Below are 18,477 nucleotides of genomic sequence, written 5' to 3'. Positions count from 1 at the left end.
TTTAATTATAGTTTATAGGACTTTTTTAACTTTCACAATTGATTTATAAGTTATTTGAAGCAAAAACAGGTTTACAAAGTGCTTGCAGCAGCATCCACTTCCCCAACTTCATCAAAGTAAAATTCTAATATCTCTGCAATCTTATTGATTTCTGTTAATTCATCAGCAGAAAATTCAACGGCTTGAGCTTTTGCTAAACCCATTGTACTTAAGGATAGTTAAGATAAAAATAAATGGTTTAAATAAATTGTTTTCTATTTTTCTCAATTCACTCAATCTCCCCTTTTATTCATATAACAAATATCCCCAAATTGGAAGTATCACTAGCTCAAATGCTACTAAAATTAACAAAAAGGTGTCCGCTTTATCATACTCAGCCGTTCGATCTTTTTGATACCGCCTTATGATAAAAAACGCCGATATCAAAATAATAATTCCGATCACGATTTTTAAAATAGTTAAAATATCGATCAAAAACCCCTTCTTTCATTTTCCATGTGGCATTTTATCCAGGTATACAAATGATTGAAATGCTAATTTTTTCTTATTTTTCTTTATGTCGTAATTAAGCCTTATCTCCTTTATTTTGGATGCCAGGGAGCCGTTAAACATTAGCGGTACACCAGATTACTGTGTAATTGAATTGGGAAACGGTTTCCACAAAATAGTGTTAATAATACGACTTCCTTTCCGGGCTTAACAATACGGATGAATAACAGAACGATTAAAGCCTGAAGAGGACGGAAAACGTTCATTTGAAGGGCATTTTTAGGATTGAACCAAAATGAAGAATGGGTGCTTTTTAATCTTTGGAACAGTTACTTAAATGATATTGAGGTGTCTGAAGGAAACTTGGAAAAGAAAAGCCGGAGACAAAAAGCCATGGAGGATGCCAGTATATAATCCCTCACTGAAAACTACACTCCCTCATGCCGGGCGGGATTTATATACGTTTAATATCATTTTGCCGTAAAGATAAATTAAAGAGCTTTGATAAACTGATTTACCTCATCTATATTAAATCATCACTTATTAATATTGAGAGCATCATACAACCGAATGAAACGATTTTTAAAACCTCAAATTGGCTTACAGAGAATGATCCCTGAAATGTAAAATAAACGTCCCAAACACCAACATCTAGTCGCTTTACGGAACATTGAGTTACATTTGTGGTGAGGATCGTGATGATCTTGAAAGGAGAGAAAAATTGTTTAGACGGTGTTTTGTTGAGGGATTGAATTCTCTCCTTTCAAATCATACAAGACATGAATTTGCAGACTAAGACAACCCCTGTTCCAATGCTAAAAATCATTAAATTTTTGTTTATTTTCCACTAATCTAGAAAGGAGCTGCCTTTACTTTGTCCGTTATGCTGAAAATAAAATGATTTCCGGCTATACTCACTGTGGAATTGTTACAGCGAACAACAAAAGTAATTTTTCTTTTGAATACTCGACGGTATAATGAAAACCAGCATAACGCTTTTCTCTGCTGAAATCATCATGTGTTATTACTTGATTGGCTTCTAAGTCATCAAACAATAGTTTTCCTCTATCTTTTTTTGTCATCTCTGGATGAAAAGTATTCATTATGACGGCAGCATTTTTATAAAATTCCGTTAATCCTTCCGCCTCTATCTCACCACTTCTAAACAGCACTACATTGATCACTTTGTTTGATTTTTTGTCAATGACTGCAGTTAATGCAAGGTTATGATTAAAGTGATAGACTGCTAACTCTTTCTTTTTTCCTTCCTGGACCTTTAAACGTATGTTTTCAGAACTTACTTCCAGCTTTTTCGCTTCGTCATTGAATCGTTGTTCAAATTGTGCCAGCGTAAAATTCTTTTCATCACGTTTTTTCGTGTCTTCCGATTCTTCTGAAGCAATACTTCTCTTATTCGTATGTAACTCTTTAATCATTTCTCGTTTTACATCATGATTTATTTCCTCGTGATCATTGTTATGTATTCCATTAAAAACGATAAATCCTACCGTCACTGCTCCAATGATCCCTAAAATAATTAAATACTTCACTAATGCTTTCATGACTTTCCTCCTCGGCATTACATTTAACCATTATACTATATTTTTTGCACATTTTTACCGGTATTTCTGTTTAATGTGTGTTTCTATCGTTTTTTGGTAAATGGATGCACATCCGAGGGCTAAGATTGTTTTACAAATAAAAACGGTATAGCAGTTCAATAAATGTAACTTTGGGGAAACGCAAAAAATCAATCTGATTAATGAATATTCATAATATCAATGAGCTTTATCACTTTTACATCATCGCCGGGGTCTACGTGAACAAGCTTTTTATTTTCAATTATTCCTTTTGTGTATTCGTGCATGAAGTTTTTATCTACATCAGCAGAACGATCCCAACGTAAAGGAACATTGTATACCTTAATCGTGCCATCCCCGTTTCCACTGTAAGTTACTGATCCATCTACTAATCGAGAACCCGCTAATTGGATAACATCTTCTGGATATCTAGCACTGGTGTCATCATTAGGATTGATTGGTTCGCCAGCCGAAATATGTCGAACATTCAATTCATCTAGCTCTTGATTTGGTCCAAGTTGCAACCAAACTCTAGCGTATTCGATTTCCTCAGCAGAATATCCAGATAATGCATCGTCTTTTTCACTTTTAGATGGATGTTTTGTCTCTCTGGTTTTTGTTTCTTTGTCCTTTGAATCGTCTATTGCAGATTCTTCTGATCCCTTTTTGGCCACCGATTCATTTTCCTTCTTGTCTGTTGAATTGCTGTCTTGTTTTTCGCTGGGTGCTTCTTGAGATTCTAAAACAGAGTCATTATTTGAATGAGCTGTTTTTGCTTCTTTCGTACCGCCTGTACATCCTGCGAGCACCAGCAGAGCCAGAGCAGCATTACAATAAAAAATCTTTGTTCGTTTCTTCATCCAACCATTCCTTTCATCTATCATAAAATATCATACTGGTATTTCATGTCAAGGAACAAACGCAAAAGAGTGTATCCCCCTAGATTATCATGGTAACAGTAAAAGATTCTGCAACTCAGAAGCGAAGAGTTGAAGCCGGAAGAGAACCAGGTGAAAAATTGAAGAGACCCCACTTTTTGTGGGGGTTGCGTTTATATTTCATCTAAGAATTAATTTTTGTCGGATGAAAGAAAGCGTATCTAAAGCCAGCTTTCTGCGACAAAGAACAATCCCGGCATGGCCGCAATTGTAGAGATATCTTTCGGGTTTCCCCCAACTTTCCCACAAATCATCTGCATCTTCTAAGTGAATATACTGATCATGTTTAGCGGAAATCAGCAGAATGTTTTCTTTGTTTATTTTCGGTGTGGCTTGGCTAGGATCGGTGATGTTCCAGTATCTTACTACATCTTTATAAGTCACACCATGCTGTTCTAATTCTTCTCTTATGAATTGACCCGGAATTGTATTCCATATCGAATAGGAAAGGCGGTTGGCATAAAATATTGATACCATTACATCAATTTGAGATTCAAGGGCAGCCATTAGATTCGTAATCCATCCCCCTAAACTCACGCCCACGATAACAACTGGGCCGGTTTTATTTTCTTTTATCCAGTGTATTAATCCACGTAAATCTACAACAGCTTGTCTCGTTGATTCAACTGTACGATCAAGATTCGCACTGATCATCAATTCTCCACTATAAAGTGAATAATCCGGCTCTCTTTCAATGTGATATGGAAGGGGAAAGTAGTACATGTTCCATCCTAAATCATTCATGACGCGGTGATGAAATATCTTTTTGATTCGATCGTATGAATCCATTCGCCAGCCGTGGACAAAAATAACATTCGGTTTATCTGTATAATTTTTGTTAAAAAAAACCTCCCCTTTTAACGTATCATTGACGCGATCGCCGGATGGAATTAAGGATTGATAGCTGAATGTCCCAATCCTATAATGTTTTCTTGATTCATTCAGTCTAATTGAGACATCAGCTATATTTGATTTATAGAATAGATCTCTAGCCGTTGTATCCAACGAAAAAGCAGAAAAATGTTTATTCTTGCTTCTTTTTCTGTGTAAATCATATAAGGCCAAACGATCTATCATCTTTGGAAAAAACACGTTATGCCCTCCCGAACTTTGAAATGAGTCTGATCAAACCCTTTTATTTTATCACTTAACGGAAATGGATTGGCGGATAAGGGCAATCAACTAAAAAGACAGCCCATTCTGACTGTCTTCTTCATCACCGTATCTCATTTTCTGCTGATCTATAGAAATTCAAGCCACGCTAATGCTGCAGCAGATATCACCACATGATCATCTGCAAAATTGAATCGGCACATCATCCGTACATATCCTCCAAATCATATGGTCAGCCCCTTTTCCCCAATAATCTTTCAACAAATAATCCGGTTCACCAAATTTCTTTTTCCATATCTTCTGAGCGCTCTGATAGCCGCTGTCCAAACAAAATTCCTCGATTCCTCTGCTCAGCAGGGTGAGAAGCATTGCGTTTAAAAGCAACGTCCCTACCCCGCGATTTTGGACATCCGGATGGACAAATACAGTACCGACCTCATACTGCTCTTGCAGCGCTCGATCTGTATGACGAATCAATTCACTTGCAGGTCCAAATTCAATTGTTCCGATCACTTGATTGCCATTTTTATCTGAAGCGATCAAAAAATAGCGTCCCTCCCCGCTCGTGTTCAAGTCACTTTGCAAGTACTGCTTTTTATTTTCGATTTCACTTTCGATATCCTGAATGAGCTCTGACAGACCTTCTTTGGCAAATGTATCTGTAACCACTGTTCTAAAAAATTGATTAAGCTCGTTTTGGTCCTCGAGTCGCGGTCTTCTTATCTCGATGTTATGCACTCAGGCTCACTCCTTTGTTAGTACTTTACCTTTTTTCAAATCTATCAATCGTTGCTTGAGGAGGGTTTGATTCTTTCAAATGGTTGAACCATACTTTTACTTTCTGTCTCTGTTTCAGCTCTTCTTTGTTTTTTAGTTTGCTGAGCCCTAACAAAATCACTTTGTTCCGGTATTTTTTTATGATCTCTCTTTCTGTTAGTTTGTAATCCTCATCATTTGGTTTTTGTTGACTCTCAATAAAGATTGCACTATCCTCCTTCTTGAAGAAAATGTACCCTACACTACTTTGTCCATTCTCTGAAGCAGGCATCTCTTCATTTGCTTGACAGCCGCCCCCAGCTAAAACAGCCAAAAGCGAAACAAGCCACAACACTTTTTGCAATACATCGTCCCCTTTCCTAAAAATTCGTTTTCACGTATTTGAATCGGGGATTTTCTTTTATGTTGGAAAGAATGTCGGGGATACCTATGTTGGTTATATCATAAAGAAAACGTTCATCTATTCCTTTACGTTTGAACTCATCCGCTAATGCCAAACATCTTGCTCCCATCTGGTATTCTTTCATTCTTAAAGCGTCTCTCCGCAACAATTCATCTTTTTCAACCCATAAAACAACATAAAAAATGTCAGCATCCTTCACCGCGCCATAAACCTTTTCAGAAAGGGTTTCCACTTCCTCCGGAAAAGCGACATAATCAATTACAGTTGTCTTATTGGCCTGTATAAAATTAATGCTGACATCAGCGATATTTTCCCAAGTTAATGCCAATGATTCTTCGCTTTCCCAGGGCGGACGGTAGCCGCTGATCACCATATCACTGATGAGGTCTCCTTCAATATAAGCGCTCCCGTCAAACTGTTCAGCAAGCCTCTTTGAAATCGTGGATTTACCTGCCCCTGCCGGCCCGGATATGATATACATTTTTTTCATCGTTCCACCTGCTTTATATATGCTTTTTCATTTCGGCACAAGTGATCATGATCCTCCCGAATAATCAGAAAAAAGCCGGCATTTCACACGAAAGCGTGAAACGAACCGGCCGATAAAAAGCGTAACTCTACCCTCTTTTTTGTCCGATAAATTGAATAACATGAGACAAGCCATGATGGAATTCCCCTTCATGACGAACCACTTCCCCCATGAAAAAGTGAACAATACGCCAATCAGAGAAAATTTGTAAAAATTCTTCCGGAGAATATAAAAGTTCCAAATCCTGCGGTCCTCCGCTTTTATACGGAATTTGGTGAGTGGAATAAACCTCTGTAACAAAAAACCCGCCCGGTTTCACCGCTTCTTTCACTCCTAAAAGTGTTTGATGTCGTAATTCTTTTGGAAAATGCCCGAAAATACATACGATCTCGTCCCACTGATCTTTTATCCATGTCGCTTCATTTAAGTCAACAAGCTCAGTATGAACTGCTACGTTTCGGGATTCGGCAAGCTTTTCAGTTTTTCTCAATCCGGATTCCGCATAATCCCATGAAGTGACATTCATTCCTTGTTCGGCCAAAAAAACGGCATTGCGCCCTTCCCCTTCCGCAATCGCCAATGCGTCTCCCGTTAATTGAAGTTTCTTCTGCGAGTCGGCTAAAAACGCATTCGGTTCAGTTCCATACACATAGTTCTCATCTTGAAAACGGGTATTCCAAAAAGAATTCATGATCACAGCTCTCCCTTTTCTAAAGATGGTTCCACATGAACATTTCACCTACATCAGTTTAGGCAGCTAACGGTTCACGCTTAACAATTTATTTCAAGCCCCTAGATACTTCAACGTATAAGCAGATGTTTTATCAAACCATTCAGGTCAAATCTGATTTGCCTCGGATAGTACTTTTTTAAATGTTGTCTTAGAGCTGCCCCCGAAAAACACATTGATTCCCTTCCTTTCTTATCCATCGTTTGGTAAAATATTCTCAGTCATGAACCGGGAAGGAATGATCTCTTTTGCCTGTTTATAAATATAATCCTAATTTTGTGAAAGAAGTCGTAGAATGCAAAACAGAAAGGTTAACAGCTTCAATTGAAGCTAGGTACTGCTTATCAATCAAATTAAATAACAGTTTAGACTCATCCTATGTTTTTATCATGTTAAACCCAAGTAAGGCAGACAAGAAAATCTCTGACTTGACTATAGGAAAGCTGTGCAAGTTTAGTCACTCATTGAATGAAGTGGGTGCTATACATGTCGTTAACCTTTATCCTTTTTATGAAACAGATTCTAAACTGTTATCATCTTTGATTAGCTATTTACAAAATGAGAATAGTGATTTATTTAGGCAAGCAACGGAAAACAATCTCCAGATTATAAGATCGCTAGCTAAAGGTGCCAAAAAAGTCATATTAGCTTGGGGTGAATACCCAAAAAAATTCAATAAACAAGCATATAGGAAACAATGCGAGGATTGCATTGCTCTTCTTCAAGAAATAGAACAAGATCAGATTTATGCCATTAAAACTCAGCATGAAAATCTTTTAACATTAACCCGCTTCCCACGACATCCATCTAAAAATAGGCTTGTAAATCTTGAGTTATACCCTTTATCCACTTAATTTTTTCATCAAAGGGGAAAGAACGGGTATCCCCTTTAGGCCAGCCAAGCTCAGTAACAATCATATCATCGTGCAACTGTACTTAACTCTACATGTAGATAAAATTGTTTACTTTCAAATTTCTCATCAATTAGTTCCCCCACGCCTTTAACAACTGTTGTAAAATCAGGTGATTTTATGTGGCCTTTTCTTTTTTTAAGTGGAGAATCAGGTAAAGACAGTTTGTTTTTCAACGTGAGATCATACGCTTTTGTAGTTACTTCTCCAACAAATACATACCATTTTTCTTCTTCAAACGATGCTTCCTTTTAGGTTATGTAAAAATGACTTGCCCTCGCGAGAGCCTGGGGTCTTTTTAAAAGAATAAGCTTGGAATATTGTTTTTGTAACCACTGCTGCAAACCTACATCCCGAAAATGAATTAACCCTAAATTATTCAGTAAATAAAAACCGTGGAATAGTTGTCTTTCTTCCCCCTGCTTATTTAAAGTCTAATCCTGAAATGTCATTTTTAGGTGAACCTGAAACTTTTTACGGGAAACAGTGAAAAGACATTGAATATATCTTTGCTTATTTTGCTAACACCTTAGCTGGGGGAAGGGTAATAGCATATGCCCTACATCTCAATAAAAAATAGACCTACCTCTTTAGTAAACACTTGAAATGGTAGATCTATATTCAATGGTAATACCTTCATTTATCAATTCCCATTTTAAATTAGCTGCGCTTGATTATCATAATGATCAAGTTTCTGCTCTAATAGCAACATTATAGCTGTCATGTTCCTGATGCAGAAAAGAAACACTAGCTACTCCTGTAAGTCCCAACACTAAAATTCCACAAATTAAAAGTTTAGCTTTCATCTAGAATCTCTCCCCTTTGAATTTGTTTTCGTGCTTCAATTGCCTTGCGATAAAATTCATTAGCAGCCAAGATTTCTCCTCTTTGGCTCAACGAGTCACCAATAGCAATTCCATACCACTCCATATCGGGATACATCTTTTTTTCCTCGAAGAACTTAAAAGCATCCCTTACAATTTCCAAATCATCTTTTAGATATACTCCCTTAATTATCTTCAGTGTTTCAAAAGTGTCCCTTATGTTGTTTTTCTTGGCGATTTCCAATGATTTTTTATAAAAAACTCTTGACGATTTTAAATCGTTTGACTTTGCTTTCACAAATGCTAAAACACATAATGTCTTTGCTTCAAAAGTAGGGTTTTTTGGTTCAGTTATATGAAGTGCTTTTAAATAAAAATCGGATGCTTTGTCAAGTTCTTCAAGATGAGTATAACATAGGCCGATGTTAAAAAGTGCTTTTCTTATCAAATAACTTTCGCCAAATTTCTCAGCATCTTCTAACGCTTGATTTGCATGTTTCAATGCCTTTGCAGTTTGCATGTTGTCAAGCCAATTACCTGTGATAACAAGCTGGCAATGTACACGTTTGTTGCCATAGGCGGGTTGATTTCGATATATGGCATAAGCACGTTTAGCATAATTCATCGAGAAGTATGTTTGTTTCATGTGATAATAAACTTCAGCCATTTTAAAATAAAATTCAGCTCTCTCTGCTTCCTCACAATCAATCGATTCTATTTCTAGTTCTGCCTTTCTGTAACAATTCAATGAGAATATAAGCTCTTTTTGTCTGAAGTAGTACATCCCCATAAAAAAATGATAATAATATTCAAGCATTCCATTGAGGTCTTGACTCCCCCGTGTTTCCTTCAACTTTTCGTATTGCAGCATAATTTTTTCGCGAGTATTTGGATAAAACTCTTCCAACATAAGCTGATGACGGAACTCTAATAACGAAAAATAAACAAGAACATCTTGATTTTCTTCCATTATTTTTATTTCTTGCTTAACTTCAGCTTTCGCCTTCTCAGCCGCAGTTCTCCTATTATTCTTTATACAGTTATACCAATAGTTCATCTTCGTTGCCACTAGATCATACGGAATCACACTTTCAGTAGACATTACTTAAACCCCTCTCATTAAGCTAAGGCAAAGCCAATTAAGTGGATATCTTATCTCTTCCACACTAAAGTTTCTCTTTGACAAGCAAAATTGACATTATCTTCGCTAAACATTGAAAAATTCCCACAAATGACAGAATATAATCTATTATATCAAATAGTCTGAATATTTAGAATGTAAATGTGACACACTCATATTGTTACAGCTCTAAGCTATCTTCTTTGGCCTTTGATAAATCTGATCGTTGAGATTTTCCGAGTTTTGTGAAAGCTAAGATACCGAGTCCTGCAAGTATTTCGACTATCCCTCCAAAAGCGATGACTTTTCCTGCCCCAAAAACAGTCGCAGCATACCCAGCCATTAAAGCACCAATAGGAATCATTACATATGAAATCATACTGATAACAGCATAGACCTGGGGCTGGTCCTCATCATCAACCGATATTTGTATGATCGTATGCTCTGGGACATTTATTGCGCTAATCGTTGCTCCTAAGACAAAGGCTGCAACAAACACCAACAGTAAAAGTGAATTCATACCTGTAATGAAGAAAGCTGTTCCTTCTACAATGCCAGCAGCAACAAACAACAACCCATAACGATTTACTTTCACTCTAGTCAAAATAAAGCCCATCAAAAAAGCCCCGCCTGTGGTTAAAACCCTCACTATAGAATGAATAATTGCCCCCTGGTTTAAATCCTCGGCTATGTAGACTGCTGCAAGCGCCTCCCATGGTGCAGATCCTAAGTTTAAAAACACACAAAAAATGGCTAATGGAAACAATATATGATGACGCCTTACAAGCATGAATCCCCTTCTTAACTTCTTTAAATATGGCTCTCGTGGTTTGGCTGCTTTCGCATTTCTCACCTCACTCACACTATACTTTATGAATAAGACTAAAATAGCTGATATTACATAGAGAGGTAATATCAGCAGCATTGTATGAGCTGCACCAATCAATACAATTAAAACACCACAGAGTGAAACCGCTCCTAATTTGATTGCTTGGCCTACAGATTGTATTGTCGCATTCGCCTTTTGAATCATTTCCTGCTTCACAATTTTCGGAATTAAAGAAACAGAAGCAGGATCATATGAAGCCCCTGTAGCAGAATGCACAAGCATAAGCAAAATAATAAACGGCAAAGGTGAAAAGCCATTGAAGTAGCAAATTGGAATAATTAACATGATTAATGCCCTCGTTAAGTCTGAAAAGAACATCCAAAACTTCAATGTACTTGTTTTCATCAAAGGAGTAATGATTGGCCCCAATATAGCCTGAGGAAGAAAACTTACAGCTATTAAAAAGGCTGTTCCAACAGCCCCTTTTCCATCCAAAATAAGAAACCACAGGATTGTGTTAAATGCCAAAGAATCGGCCGTTATCTTCACCATCTTAGAGCAAAAAAGAAAGGTGAAATTTCTTTGCCACACTGTATCATTATTCATTTAAGTTCCCCCTTACAAAAATTCCTCAATTTTACAGTGTCTATTCATTAAGCATATTCTATTTTTCGTTTATGTCAATGTTGACCTGGAATAATTAAGGTAATTTTTATAAAGTGGAAAGGGCTTTTTTAAACTTTCCAACTTTCTTTTCATATGAAGCTTTAAGGCAGCCGAAAAAGGACCAAGGGAAAAAACACATAAGAAACCCCACTTTTTGTGGGGTTTGCTTTTATATTTCATCTAAGAATGCTAAAAGTTCTGGGTCATTGATTTTAAAAACCATAAATTGAATGTAGTCAATTTTGTTTGTGTCAGGAAAAAGGAAGTTTGTTATCGTAAAGGTCGTGGCGGTTTTTCCTAAATGACCAGCAATGCGCAAAGCAATCTCCACATTTTCAGAATCAATATCAAAGGCTACAAACTCTTGATTCACGTAATAATTCTTTATTTTTGTATCCTTTGGATTTGCTGGGTTTGTCGCAGAATCAAGGAGTTTCTTCAATTTTTCAGGATCAAAGTTAACCAATGTTCAAGCCTCCGATATTTTGGTATATAAAGTATAGCATATTGCAGGCTTCAACAACTCCGTCTCCTTTTTGAACCTTCACCTCTGTCCCTTTAAGGTGAAGATGGCATGTGGTTGATCGAAAGATTCTGCTTTGATGGCTGTTTTCTCACATCTTGACTTTGATCCAAACCGTACTAGCTCCAATCCCCATGGCGCTTATCCCTAAACATTTGTTCAAATCTCATGTCTTTTACGAATGTTCCTTCTGTTATCCGGGCCACGCGGAGAGCTATTGATTTAACGCTTGAGCAGCTGGATCACTTGTTCTTATTTTAATGACAATATAAACAATAGCTGATATCCAAACTGCAATGATTCCAACATAAACCATCGGATATAATGCTGTTTGATCGAACCACGAATTGATCAGCGTTCTTGCGTTGACGAGGATGATCAACCCGCCGACCAGAACGCCCATTAATCGGGTGTGAACCTTTTGTACCAGCCAGGCGGCAATCGGAGCCGCAATGATTCCGCCAATCATCAACGCGCCGACCCACAGCCAATTCACTTCTTCCCAGCCGAGGGAAATGAAAAATCCTAACGTTGCCGAAACGGCAATGGCAAACTCGCTTGTATCAACAGTTCCCACCACTTTTCGGGCACTGGCTCCTTTTTTGGATAACAGGACCGGGGTGGCAATCGGTCCCCAGCCTCCCCCTCCGGTCGCATCGGCAAAACCGGCAATTAGCCCTAAAGGAACGGCTTTCCCTCTCGAAAGACTGACACCGCTTTTTTGCTCTCCCATTTTAAACATGAACAGAAAGCGAATGAGCACATACACACCAAGGACGAGCAAAAACATTGAAATATAAGGTTTTGCAAGTTCTCCGGGGATGTTACTTAAAAATGCAGCGCCGAGAAATGCCCCGATTGATCCAGGGATGACAAGGCGTTTGAGCGTTTGTTTATCGACGTTTCCAAACTTAATATGCGACACACCTGACGCAGCGGTTGTGACGACTTCCGCCAGGTGGACGGATGCTGAGGCAACCGCCGGTGCGATTCCAAAAGCAAGCAGCAGCGAGGATGAAGTCACCCCGTACGCCATTCCTAAGGCACCGTCTATCAGCTGTGCAAATAATCCAATAAAGACAAACACAATTAACTTTTTCATTTTTCCCCCTCAGTTCGTTGGCTTATTTTATTGTTAAATATCATAATTCATATTATCCCCACCTGTAAAGTGTGAATTTAAAAAATAAAAAATCTTCACTCATTTTAAATGGAAAATCCTCAGATCATCTGTTGGTAAAATGTGATCATCCCGTTGAGAGAAAGTGAGCAAATGGAGATGTTAAGGACGGACGCCGCTTTGAATTACTACAGGAAAAGTGTCAAGGGGAAGCGAAAGAACGGGCAAGGGCAAAACTACACGAAATGTAAAGCTTGTTCAAGAAGAAGCAACGGTGCGTGTTCTAGGGTCGATATGTACCATGATCTCCACATACTCCTTAGTATTTGTTTTCATGTTTAATTCCTCTAATTAAATCTAAAACATGAATAACCTTAGTATACTTAAAATGAAAAATCACCTTCTTCTTTTCATTCCATTATTCTTCTTACCTATCGACTTAAAAGCTCGTTTAATAACATCAAAGAAACTTAAGGACCGTACCATGTGATCGGGATTTACATATTCTCGTATGACCCGAAGAACTTTCTTAGGTTCCTTAGAAGAAAAAATGAAGGTCCCATTTTTCTTCGTTTCAATCGCATAACGCGGAATCCATTTCCCCTTAAACATCACAGAGGCTATGACATAGTCTACTTCCTCCCATGGAATTTGAATAAATTTACGAGGATCACGGGAGTTATAAAATTCAAACCCTTGATCACCAATCATAATTTTCCCATAGTCCGTCAATCCCGTAAAAGCGGTGGCATCCATTACTAAATCGACCTTTGTATTAATTGATTGAACCATGATATCCACTCCATTTCATTTATCTGATTTATTCATTTCAACCCAATACAAAAAATGGCTCAGACAATCATTTTCCAGCCACTTTTTGTATGCGAACTATTATCGATTCACAGACGACAGAAGTGTGCTACTACACTATACTTCAATCAATAATCCTCACTTTAATTATAAAAGCCCAATAACGTGACCAACTACCCCAAATACGAATAAGCCAAGAATAATGACAATTGGGCTGACTTTTTTCTTAAGCAACCACATACATAAGAATGTCAGAAGCAATGCAGCCAAACCAGGAATTAATTGATCCAAGTTATCTTGTAAGGTTGTTACTTTCGTAGATGAAAGTGCCAGTCCCGAGTTTACTTGTTCAAAAGCTTGACGAATCCCTTCTCCGCCTCCAGGAAGTTTGTCCCATTCAATATACGCGCCTTTATCTAACTTAACTTCAGAAACGACTGGCAAGAATTTAATCGATACCCACCGTTGCACTAAGGCAGCAAGAACAAACATACCAAGGATTGATGCACCTTTTGTAACATCTTGCAATAATCCGCCTGAAAGATTATCGGTGATTTTAGAACCGGCTTTATATCCAAATTCTTGTGTATACCACATAAATCCCCAACGAATCAGGTTCCAAGCCAAGAAGAAAAGGATTGGCCCAAGGATGCTTCCACCCATTGCTAATGATGCCCCTAAAGCACCTAACATCGGACGTAATGTAAACCAAAATACTGGATCACCAACACCGGCTAAAGGACCCATCATCCCAACTTTAACTCCTTGAATGGCCACATCATCAACTTTTGAACCATTAGCACATTCTTCTTCAAGTGCTAGTGTAACTCCCAGAATCGGTGAAGCTATATAAGGATGCGTATTAAAAAATTCCAAGTGACGTTTTAACGCTGCTACACGATCTTCTTTTGATTGATATAATTTTTTGATTGCCGGAATCATTGAGAAGGCCCAGCCGCCATTCTGCATGCGTTCATAGTTCCAAGAACCTTGAATAAATGTAGAACGCCATGCAACGGTTAAGCGATCCCTTTTTGTTAGTTGTATTTTTTCTGCCATTTCTCTTCTCCTCCTTTTAGAATTAATAATCGTTTAAGATATCACCAAGCGGGTCGCCGGAATTGCCTCCGCCGCCATTTGAAGAACCGCCCATTTTAGAAAGATTCAAGTAAATAAGAGCTAACGCTACACCCAATGCACCAAGTGCAATAAGTGTTAATTCAGAAATTGCAGCTATTACGAAACCAATAATGAAGAACGGCCATACTTCTTTTGTTGCCATCATATTAATAACTAGTGCATACCCAACAGCGACCACCATTCCACCACCAATAGCCATTCCGTCTGTTAGCCATGCAGGCATTGACTCCAAGAATGATTGAACGCTTTCTGCCGGGATGAATAAAAGTGCTCCTGCAGGAATCGCAATTCTGATACCTTGTAAACACACCGCAACGATATGCAAAATTTCGATCCTTCTGAAATTTCCTTCTTCAGCTGCGGCATCCATCATATGTACGATAGGAACAGCAATTGTACGAACGATCATTGTTAAGAAAAGACCCGCTACTGCAAGTGGAACCGCTACTGCGATTGCCGATGCGACACCGTCAACACCTTGTCCGCCCAATACTAAAATAATTGCTGATGCAACTGACGCAAATGCAGCATCCGGCGCTACGGCTGCTCCGATATTCGCCCATCCAAGTGCAATCATCTGAAGTGTACCGCCAAGAACAATACCGGCCTCCAAGTTACCTGTTACTAAACCGATTAATGTACATGCCACTAGTGGTTGATGGAATTGAAATTCATCTAATATCCCTTCCATACCAGCTAGAAAAGCAATTAAAATGATGAAAACAATTGCTATAATAGACATCATATGCCCTCCTTTTTATATAAATTTTGTTATATCGCTATGCTAATTCATCCTTCGCTTTGTTTAGAATGTCATCCATGTCTACACGAGAATCACTGGGTACTTTCCGTACATCAAACTGGATGCCTTTTTCTTTCATTTTCTCGAAAGCCTCAACATCTTCTCGTCCCATAGAAAGTACATTGCTAACGGCCACTTTACCGGTTGAATGAGCCATAGATCCAACGTTCACTTCTTTAATATCCACGCCCTCCTCAATAACTCTTAGGACATCTAATGGGTTTTCAAATAATAACAGTGCTTTTGTGTCACCAAAACGGGGATCTTTTGCAACTTCCAGTATTTTGCTGATTGGAACAACATTTGCCTTAACCCCTGGCGGTGCGGCCTGCTCGATCAATTTCTTTCGAAGGTCATCTCTAGACACTGCATCTGAAACTACGATAATACGATTTGGTTTTGTAGCCTTTGTCCATGCAGTCGCCACCTGACCATGCAATAAACGAGAATCCACGCGGACTAAAACGAACTGAATCTTCCCGTCACCAACTACTTTACCAGGAGGAAGCACACCTTTTGCTTGTCCACCTTCAGCAACTTGAGCCACAGTATTGTCTTTAGGTTCTAGCTCTACAGGCTTCATTCTAACCCCTTCTTTTGCTGTTTTGATGATGTGTGCTGCGATTTCTTGAGCAGACGTCATTGAAAAACGGGATGCATAAGCTTCAATCAACATTGGCAAACTCATACCAGCAACGATTGCCCATTTGTCTTTGTGTTCTTCATACAAGCGGTTAGCTTGATTGAATGGTGTACCTCCCCATAGATCGACTAGGAATAATACTTCATCTTGATTATCAAAAGATGCAATTGCTGCTTCCATTTTTGCTCTCAAATCGTCTGGACCTTCGCTTGGCATTAAGGTGACAGCCTTAACGTTTTCTTGTTCTCCCAAAATCATTGTGCCAGATTGTAAGATGCCTTCAGCAAATCCTCCATGGCTTGCCAGGATAATCCCTACCATCTCTCTGCCTCCTAATATTCCATCCTTCTTTTTTTGAATAGACACAACCAACACAACTATTTATACTTCAGTTTCGTCAGTCTTTGTCATTTAAAAGGATTTTTCTCCTCTTAAGACCCCCTCATTCTGTATCACCATTTCTATAAACCGCTTTCATTTTACTGTTTTTAAGCCTCGTTGATTCTTAATCGTCACTTATAAATACATTAAAAAACTACCAGTTTATTTATTTATACTATACTGATCGCTTCATCTCCCTATCGGATTATTTGTTCAATTATTACAATAACATAGGAAAAAGGTTGCAGATCGACTCCTCTATGACATTTTTATGAAAAATCAAGACGATAAAATAAGTCGTTTAATTGTAAATATTGTGATAGATCACAATATTTTTATCATTCTCATCGAATAGCTTGCGAACTCTGCAAGTACAAGTCGCAAAACGAAAAGAGTCTGCACAACTCAGTCATTTTATCGTCAGGATCAAAGTTGACTATGTATACTTATACTTCCCAATCATCCCTAATTGCAAAGAAAAAATAGGGCCGAAATATAAATGTCAATGCCGATTTGAAGCATACAGAGATAGAGTCAGATATGACCTGTGGTTGATGGTCACCTGTCACCAGACTAAGATGCTAAATGGAACTGACAACGTTTAACAGCTTCCAATTTTACGGATACAACTTGGAAAGTTTCACTCTATACTCTGTTGCTTTGAGCAAGACGTTGGTAAAGCTGTCGAGAGAATTCGACTGCTCTGCGTTCATAGTCTGCCATTTATCTAAAAAAAAATTCATATTTATGTTGATTTTCCAAGAAGAATATTGTGCTAAATTACCAGTGTAGGTTTTATACCCTAACATAAATTGGAAATGGTGTTATTTAGATGAAAGCAGTAGTAGCAACGAAAGACAAAAATGTAGAAATAGTAAAAAAAGAATTGCGTCCTATAAAACATGGTGAAGCTAAAGTGAAGATGGAATACTGTGATATATGTCATACTGACTTACATGTGAAGAATGCTGATTTTGGTGATGTTGCAGGTGTCACTTTAGGTCATGAAGGAATAGGCATTGTAACCGAGATTGGTGAAGGCGTAACCAGCTTAAAAGAGGGAGACCGCGTCTCTATTGCATGGATGTTTGAAAGTTGTGGCCGCTGCGAGTACTGCTTAACAGGTCGAGAAACACTTCGTTAGTATGCGATTCATCCATTTTGAAAATCAGGATTCTCTTCTTGCAGATTGGTATACAATTATAAAGGGTTTGATTATTTAACCTTGAATTAAACATATTTCCGCAAAGGCTAAATCCAGACATCATTTTCGGCAAAAGGCATCCCAATGAATGTCTCTTTTATTTTGAAACTGAAGGAGAAAATTGACACCGGAAAAAATCAGCCGAGATGGAACGAAAAGAGCAGGTCGACCACCTGCTTAATCTGTCTTAGCTTTCTTCCATCTACTCTTAATAATCACCATGAACAAAATGTGAATCAATACAACGATGATATTATACTTAGGATCAATTTTTAAAAAGACAGTATTAAAAGTCATCACTAGAACCATGAGAATTGTTGCAATCCACCATATAAACTCATATTTTTTATCACCCTGCTCTTGGCTCCTCTTACCTTTAACTAGGTCAAAAACCAAACAAGCAGCCACAAGAACCACTAAAACAGTTGTTGTGACAGCAGACGAAAAAATTTCTTGAATAGTATTCATTATTATTCCAATCAGAGCGGCAGCCAAAAAAAACCAAAAAATTCTCATGAAATATCATACCCTTCTAAAAACATATCCGGAGCTTTACAAAAAAGGCCTTGATTAGTCTCTTTCCTTCTCTTCTGCTCAAGATACATATTGCTATGCTGTGTTTATTCTTTCTCAGCTTACTATAAAGCTCCCTCATAACGAGGGAGCTTAAATTAGAGAGCTTTATTTAACTCATGTTTAATCCAAAGTTCGAAGTATTGAGTCGCCTCATCTTCACTTAAATCTTTACTTGTTATTGAAAATATCTTACAACCGAATGGATCGATTTTTGAAAACCTCATAGTTGGTTCATTTATGTTATGATCCTGAAAGTTAAAATAAACGTCCCAAACATCAACATCTAGTCGCTTTAATCCTACTGCTTCAAGATCTAATCCCTTTTTATTGTAACTAAAATGTAGATGTTGTGTTTCATCATAATTCATT

At 38.0% G+C, this 18,477-nt stretch carries 20 protein-coding genes and 1 pseudogene; 2 read left to right on the top strand and 19 right to left on the bottom strand.

The features are described from left to right. Positions 1–71: 71 nt before the first annotated feature. The 9 genes from M654_RS24130 to M654_RS12380 form a co-directional block, all read right to left on the bottom strand. Positions 72–203, bottom strand: a complete 132-nt coding sequence (locus tag M654_RS24130) for a hypothetical protein (protein ID WP_256860393.1) — start codon at positions 201–203, stop codon at positions 72–74. 809 nt (positions 204–1,012) lie between these two features. Further along, complete coding sequence (locus M654_RS24395) at positions 1,013–1,183, bottom strand: DUF3986 family protein (RefSeq protein WP_442858866.1); 171 nt, start codon at positions 1,181–1,183, stop codon at positions 1,013–1,015. Between the two features lie 220 nt (positions 1,184–1,403). Beyond that, entirely contained in the window at positions 1,404–2,051 is a 648-nt protein-coding gene (locus M654_RS12410) for a hypothetical protein (RefSeq protein WP_026587208.1), read from the bottom strand. Positions 2,052–2,248: 197 nt separating this feature from the next. Then, positions 2,249–2,929 (bottom strand): hypothetical protein, encoded by a 681-nt coding sequence (locus M654_RS12405; RefSeq protein WP_026587207.1) that lies wholly within the window; start codon positions 2,927–2,929, stop codon positions 2,249–2,251. Positions 2,930–3,127: 198 nt separating this feature from the next. After that, positions 3,128–4,099 (bottom strand): alpha/beta hydrolase, encoded by a 972-nt coding sequence (locus tag M654_RS12400; RefSeq protein WP_026587206.1) that lies wholly within the window; start codon positions 4,097–4,099, stop codon positions 3,128–3,130. A 198-nt stretch (positions 4,100–4,297) separates the two neighbouring features. Next, a complete protein-coding gene (locus M654_RS12395) occupies positions 4,298–4,858 on the bottom strand; it encodes a GNAT family N-acetyltransferase (protein ID WP_026587205.1) in 561 nt (186 codons plus the stop codon). 25 nt (positions 4,859–4,883) lie between these two features. Further along, positions 4,884–5,231, bottom strand: coding sequence for a DUF3221 domain-containing protein (locus M654_RS12390; protein WP_236251264.1), 348 nt, complete (start codon positions 5,229–5,231; stop codon positions 4,884–4,886). 25 nt (positions 5,232–5,256) lie between these two features. Then, positions 5,257–5,790 (bottom strand): AAA family ATPase, encoded by a 534-nt coding sequence (locus tag M654_RS12385; protein ID WP_026587203.1) that lies wholly within the window; start codon positions 5,788–5,790, stop codon positions 5,257–5,259. 127 nt (positions 5,791–5,917) lie between these two features. After that, complete coding sequence (locus M654_RS12380; RefSeq protein ID WP_026587202.1) at positions 5,918–6,520, bottom strand: SAM-dependent methyltransferase; 603 nt, start codon at positions 6,518–6,520, stop codon at positions 5,918–5,920. Positions 6,521–6,807: 287 nt separating this feature from the next. On the opposite strand from M654_RS12380, the gene M654_RS12375 reads away from it, so the two are divergent. Beyond that, positions 6,808–7,413, top strand: a complete 606-nt coding sequence (locus M654_RS12375) for a DUF1643 domain-containing protein (protein ID WP_026587201.1) — start codon at positions 6,808–6,810, stop codon at positions 7,411–7,413. Between the two features lie 852 nt (positions 7,414–8,265). Here the strand turns inward: M654_RS12375 and M654_RS12370 are convergent. From M654_RS12370 to M654_RS12335, 8 genes are all read right to left on the bottom strand, one after another. Beyond that, positions 8,266–9,396 carry a Rap family tetratricopeptide repeat protein gene (locus M654_RS12370; RefSeq protein WP_026587200.1) on the bottom strand — a complete coding sequence of 377 codons (1,131 nt, stop codon included), beginning with the start codon at positions 9,394–9,396 and terminating at the stop codon, positions 8,266–8,268. A 199-nt stretch (positions 9,397–9,595) separates the two neighbouring features. Then, positions 9,596–10,849: an MFS transporter gene (locus tag M654_RS12365; RefSeq protein ID WP_026587199.1), complete on the bottom strand. Its 1,254-nt coding sequence runs from the start codon at positions 10,847–10,849 to the stop codon at positions 9,596–9,598. A 229-nt stretch (positions 10,850–11,078) separates the two neighbouring features. Further along, positions 11,079–11,375 carry a class I SAM-dependent methyltransferase gene (locus M654_RS12360; RefSeq protein ID WP_026587198.1) on the bottom strand — a complete coding sequence of 99 codons (297 nt, stop codon included), beginning with the start codon at positions 11,373–11,375 and terminating at the stop codon, positions 11,079–11,081. 271 nt (positions 11,376–11,646) lie between these two features. Continuing rightward, on the bottom strand, positions 11,647–12,534 hold the full coding sequence (locus M654_RS12355) for a sulfite exporter TauE/SafE family protein (protein ID WP_026587197.1): 888 nt from the start codon (positions 12,532–12,534) through the stop codon (positions 11,647–11,649). Positions 12,535–12,948: 414 nt separating this feature from the next. Next, positions 12,949–13,344, bottom strand: a complete 396-nt coding sequence (locus M654_RS12350) for a DUF956 family protein (RefSeq protein WP_026587196.1) — start codon at positions 13,342–13,344, stop codon at positions 12,949–12,951. 165 nt (positions 13,345–13,509) lie between these two features. Further along, on the bottom strand, positions 13,510–14,421 hold the full coding sequence (locus M654_RS12345) for a PTS system mannose/fructose/sorbose family transporter subunit IID (RefSeq protein WP_026587195.1): 912 nt from the start codon (positions 14,419–14,421) through the stop codon (positions 13,510–13,512). A gap of 22 nt (positions 14,422–14,443) precedes the next feature. Beyond that, positions 14,444–15,244, bottom strand: coding sequence for a PTS mannose/fructose/sorbose transporter subunit IIC (locus M654_RS12340; protein WP_026587194.1), 801 nt, complete (start codon positions 15,242–15,244; stop codon positions 14,444–14,446). 37 nt (positions 15,245–15,281) lie between these two features. Further along, positions 15,282–16,268: a mannose/fructose/sorbose PTS transporter subunit IIA gene (locus tag M654_RS12335; RefSeq protein ID WP_026587193.1), complete on the bottom strand. Its 987-nt coding sequence runs from the start codon at positions 16,266–16,268 to the stop codon at positions 15,282–15,284. Positions 16,269–17,160: 892 nt separating this feature from the next. Between M654_RS12335 and M654_RS12330 the strand changes: the two are divergent. Beyond that, positions 17,161–17,466, top strand: a pseudogene (locus M654_RS12330) (alcohol dehydrogenase catalytic domain-containing protein); the annotation flags it as partial. A 243-nt stretch (positions 17,467–17,709) separates the two neighbouring features. On the opposite strand, the gene M654_RS12325 reads toward M654_RS12330, so the two are convergent. Continuing rightward, on the bottom strand, positions 17,710–18,048 hold the full coding sequence (locus M654_RS12325) for a hypothetical protein (protein ID WP_035428098.1): 339 nt from the start codon (positions 18,046–18,048) through the stop codon (positions 17,710–17,712). 155 nt (positions 18,049–18,203) lie between these two features. Then, positions 18,204–18,476, bottom strand: coding sequence for a DUF3986 family protein (locus tag M654_RS12320; RefSeq protein WP_026587190.1), 273 nt, complete (start codon positions 18,474–18,476; stop codon positions 18,204–18,206). Position 18,477 lies beyond the last annotated feature (1 nt).

The organism is Bacillus sp. NSP9.1, assembly GCF_000465465.2.
In the GTDB taxonomy this organism is placed as follows: domain Bacteria; phylum Bacillota; class Bacilli; order Bacillales; family Bacillaceae; genus Bacillus; species Bacillus sonorensis_A.
The sequence above is the reverse complement of the archived record's forward strand: the minus strand, read 5'-3'. Positions and strand labels throughout refer to the sequence as shown.

Bases quoted from the DNA above. Each gene is read 5' to 3' on its own strand.
- M654_RS24130 (WP_256860393.1), bottom strand. From the start codon at position 203: ATGGGTTTAGCAAAAGCTCAAGCCGTTGAATTTTCTGCTGATGAATTA.
- M654_RS12410 (WP_026587208.1), bottom strand. From the start codon at position 2,051: ATGAAAGCATTAGTGAAGTATTTAATTATTTTAGGGATCATTGGAGCA.
- M654_RS12405 (WP_026587207.1), bottom strand. From the start codon at position 2,929: ATGAAGAAACGAACAAAGATTTTTTATTGTAATGCTGCTCTGGCTCTG.
- M654_RS12385 (WP_026587203.1), bottom strand. From the start codon at position 5,790: ATGAAAAAAATGTATATCATATCCGGGCCGGCAGGGGCAGGTAAATCC.
- M654_RS12380 (WP_026587202.1), bottom strand. From the start codon at position 6,520: ATGAATTCTTTTTGGAATACCCGTTTTCAAGATGAGAACTATGTGTAT.
- M654_RS12370 (WP_026587200.1), bottom strand. From the start codon at position 9,396: ATGTCTACTGAAAGTGTGATTCCGTATGATCTAGTGGCAACGAAGATG.
- M654_RS12365 (WP_026587199.1), bottom strand. From the start codon at position 10,849: ATGAATAATGATACAGTGTGGCAAAGAAATTTCACCTTTCTTTTTTGC.
- M654_RS12355 (WP_026587197.1), bottom strand. From the start codon at position 12,534: ATGAAAAAGTTAATTGTGTTTGTCTTTATTGGATTATTTGCACAGCTG.
- M654_RS12350 (WP_026587196.1), bottom strand. From the start codon at position 13,344: ATGGTTCAATCAATTAATACAAAGGTCGATTTAGTAATGGATGCCACC.
- M654_RS12345 (WP_026587195.1), bottom strand. From the start codon at position 14,421: ATGGCAGAAAAAATACAACTAACAAAAAGGGATCGCTTAACCGTTGCA.
- M654_RS12340 (WP_026587194.1), bottom strand. From the start codon at position 15,244: ATGTCTATTATAGCAATTGTTTTCATCATTTTAATTGCTTTTCTAGCT.
- M654_RS12335 (WP_026587193.1), bottom strand. From the start codon at position 16,268: ATGGTAGGGATTATCCTGGCAAGCCATGGAGGATTTGCTGAAGGCATC.
- M654_RS12325 (WP_035428098.1), bottom strand. From the start codon at position 18,048: ATGAGAATTTTTTGGTTTTTTTTGGCTGCCGCTCTGATTGGAATAATA.
- M654_RS12320 (WP_026587190.1), bottom strand. From the start codon at position 18,476: ATGAATTATGATGAAACACAACATCTACATTTTAGTTACAATAAAAAG.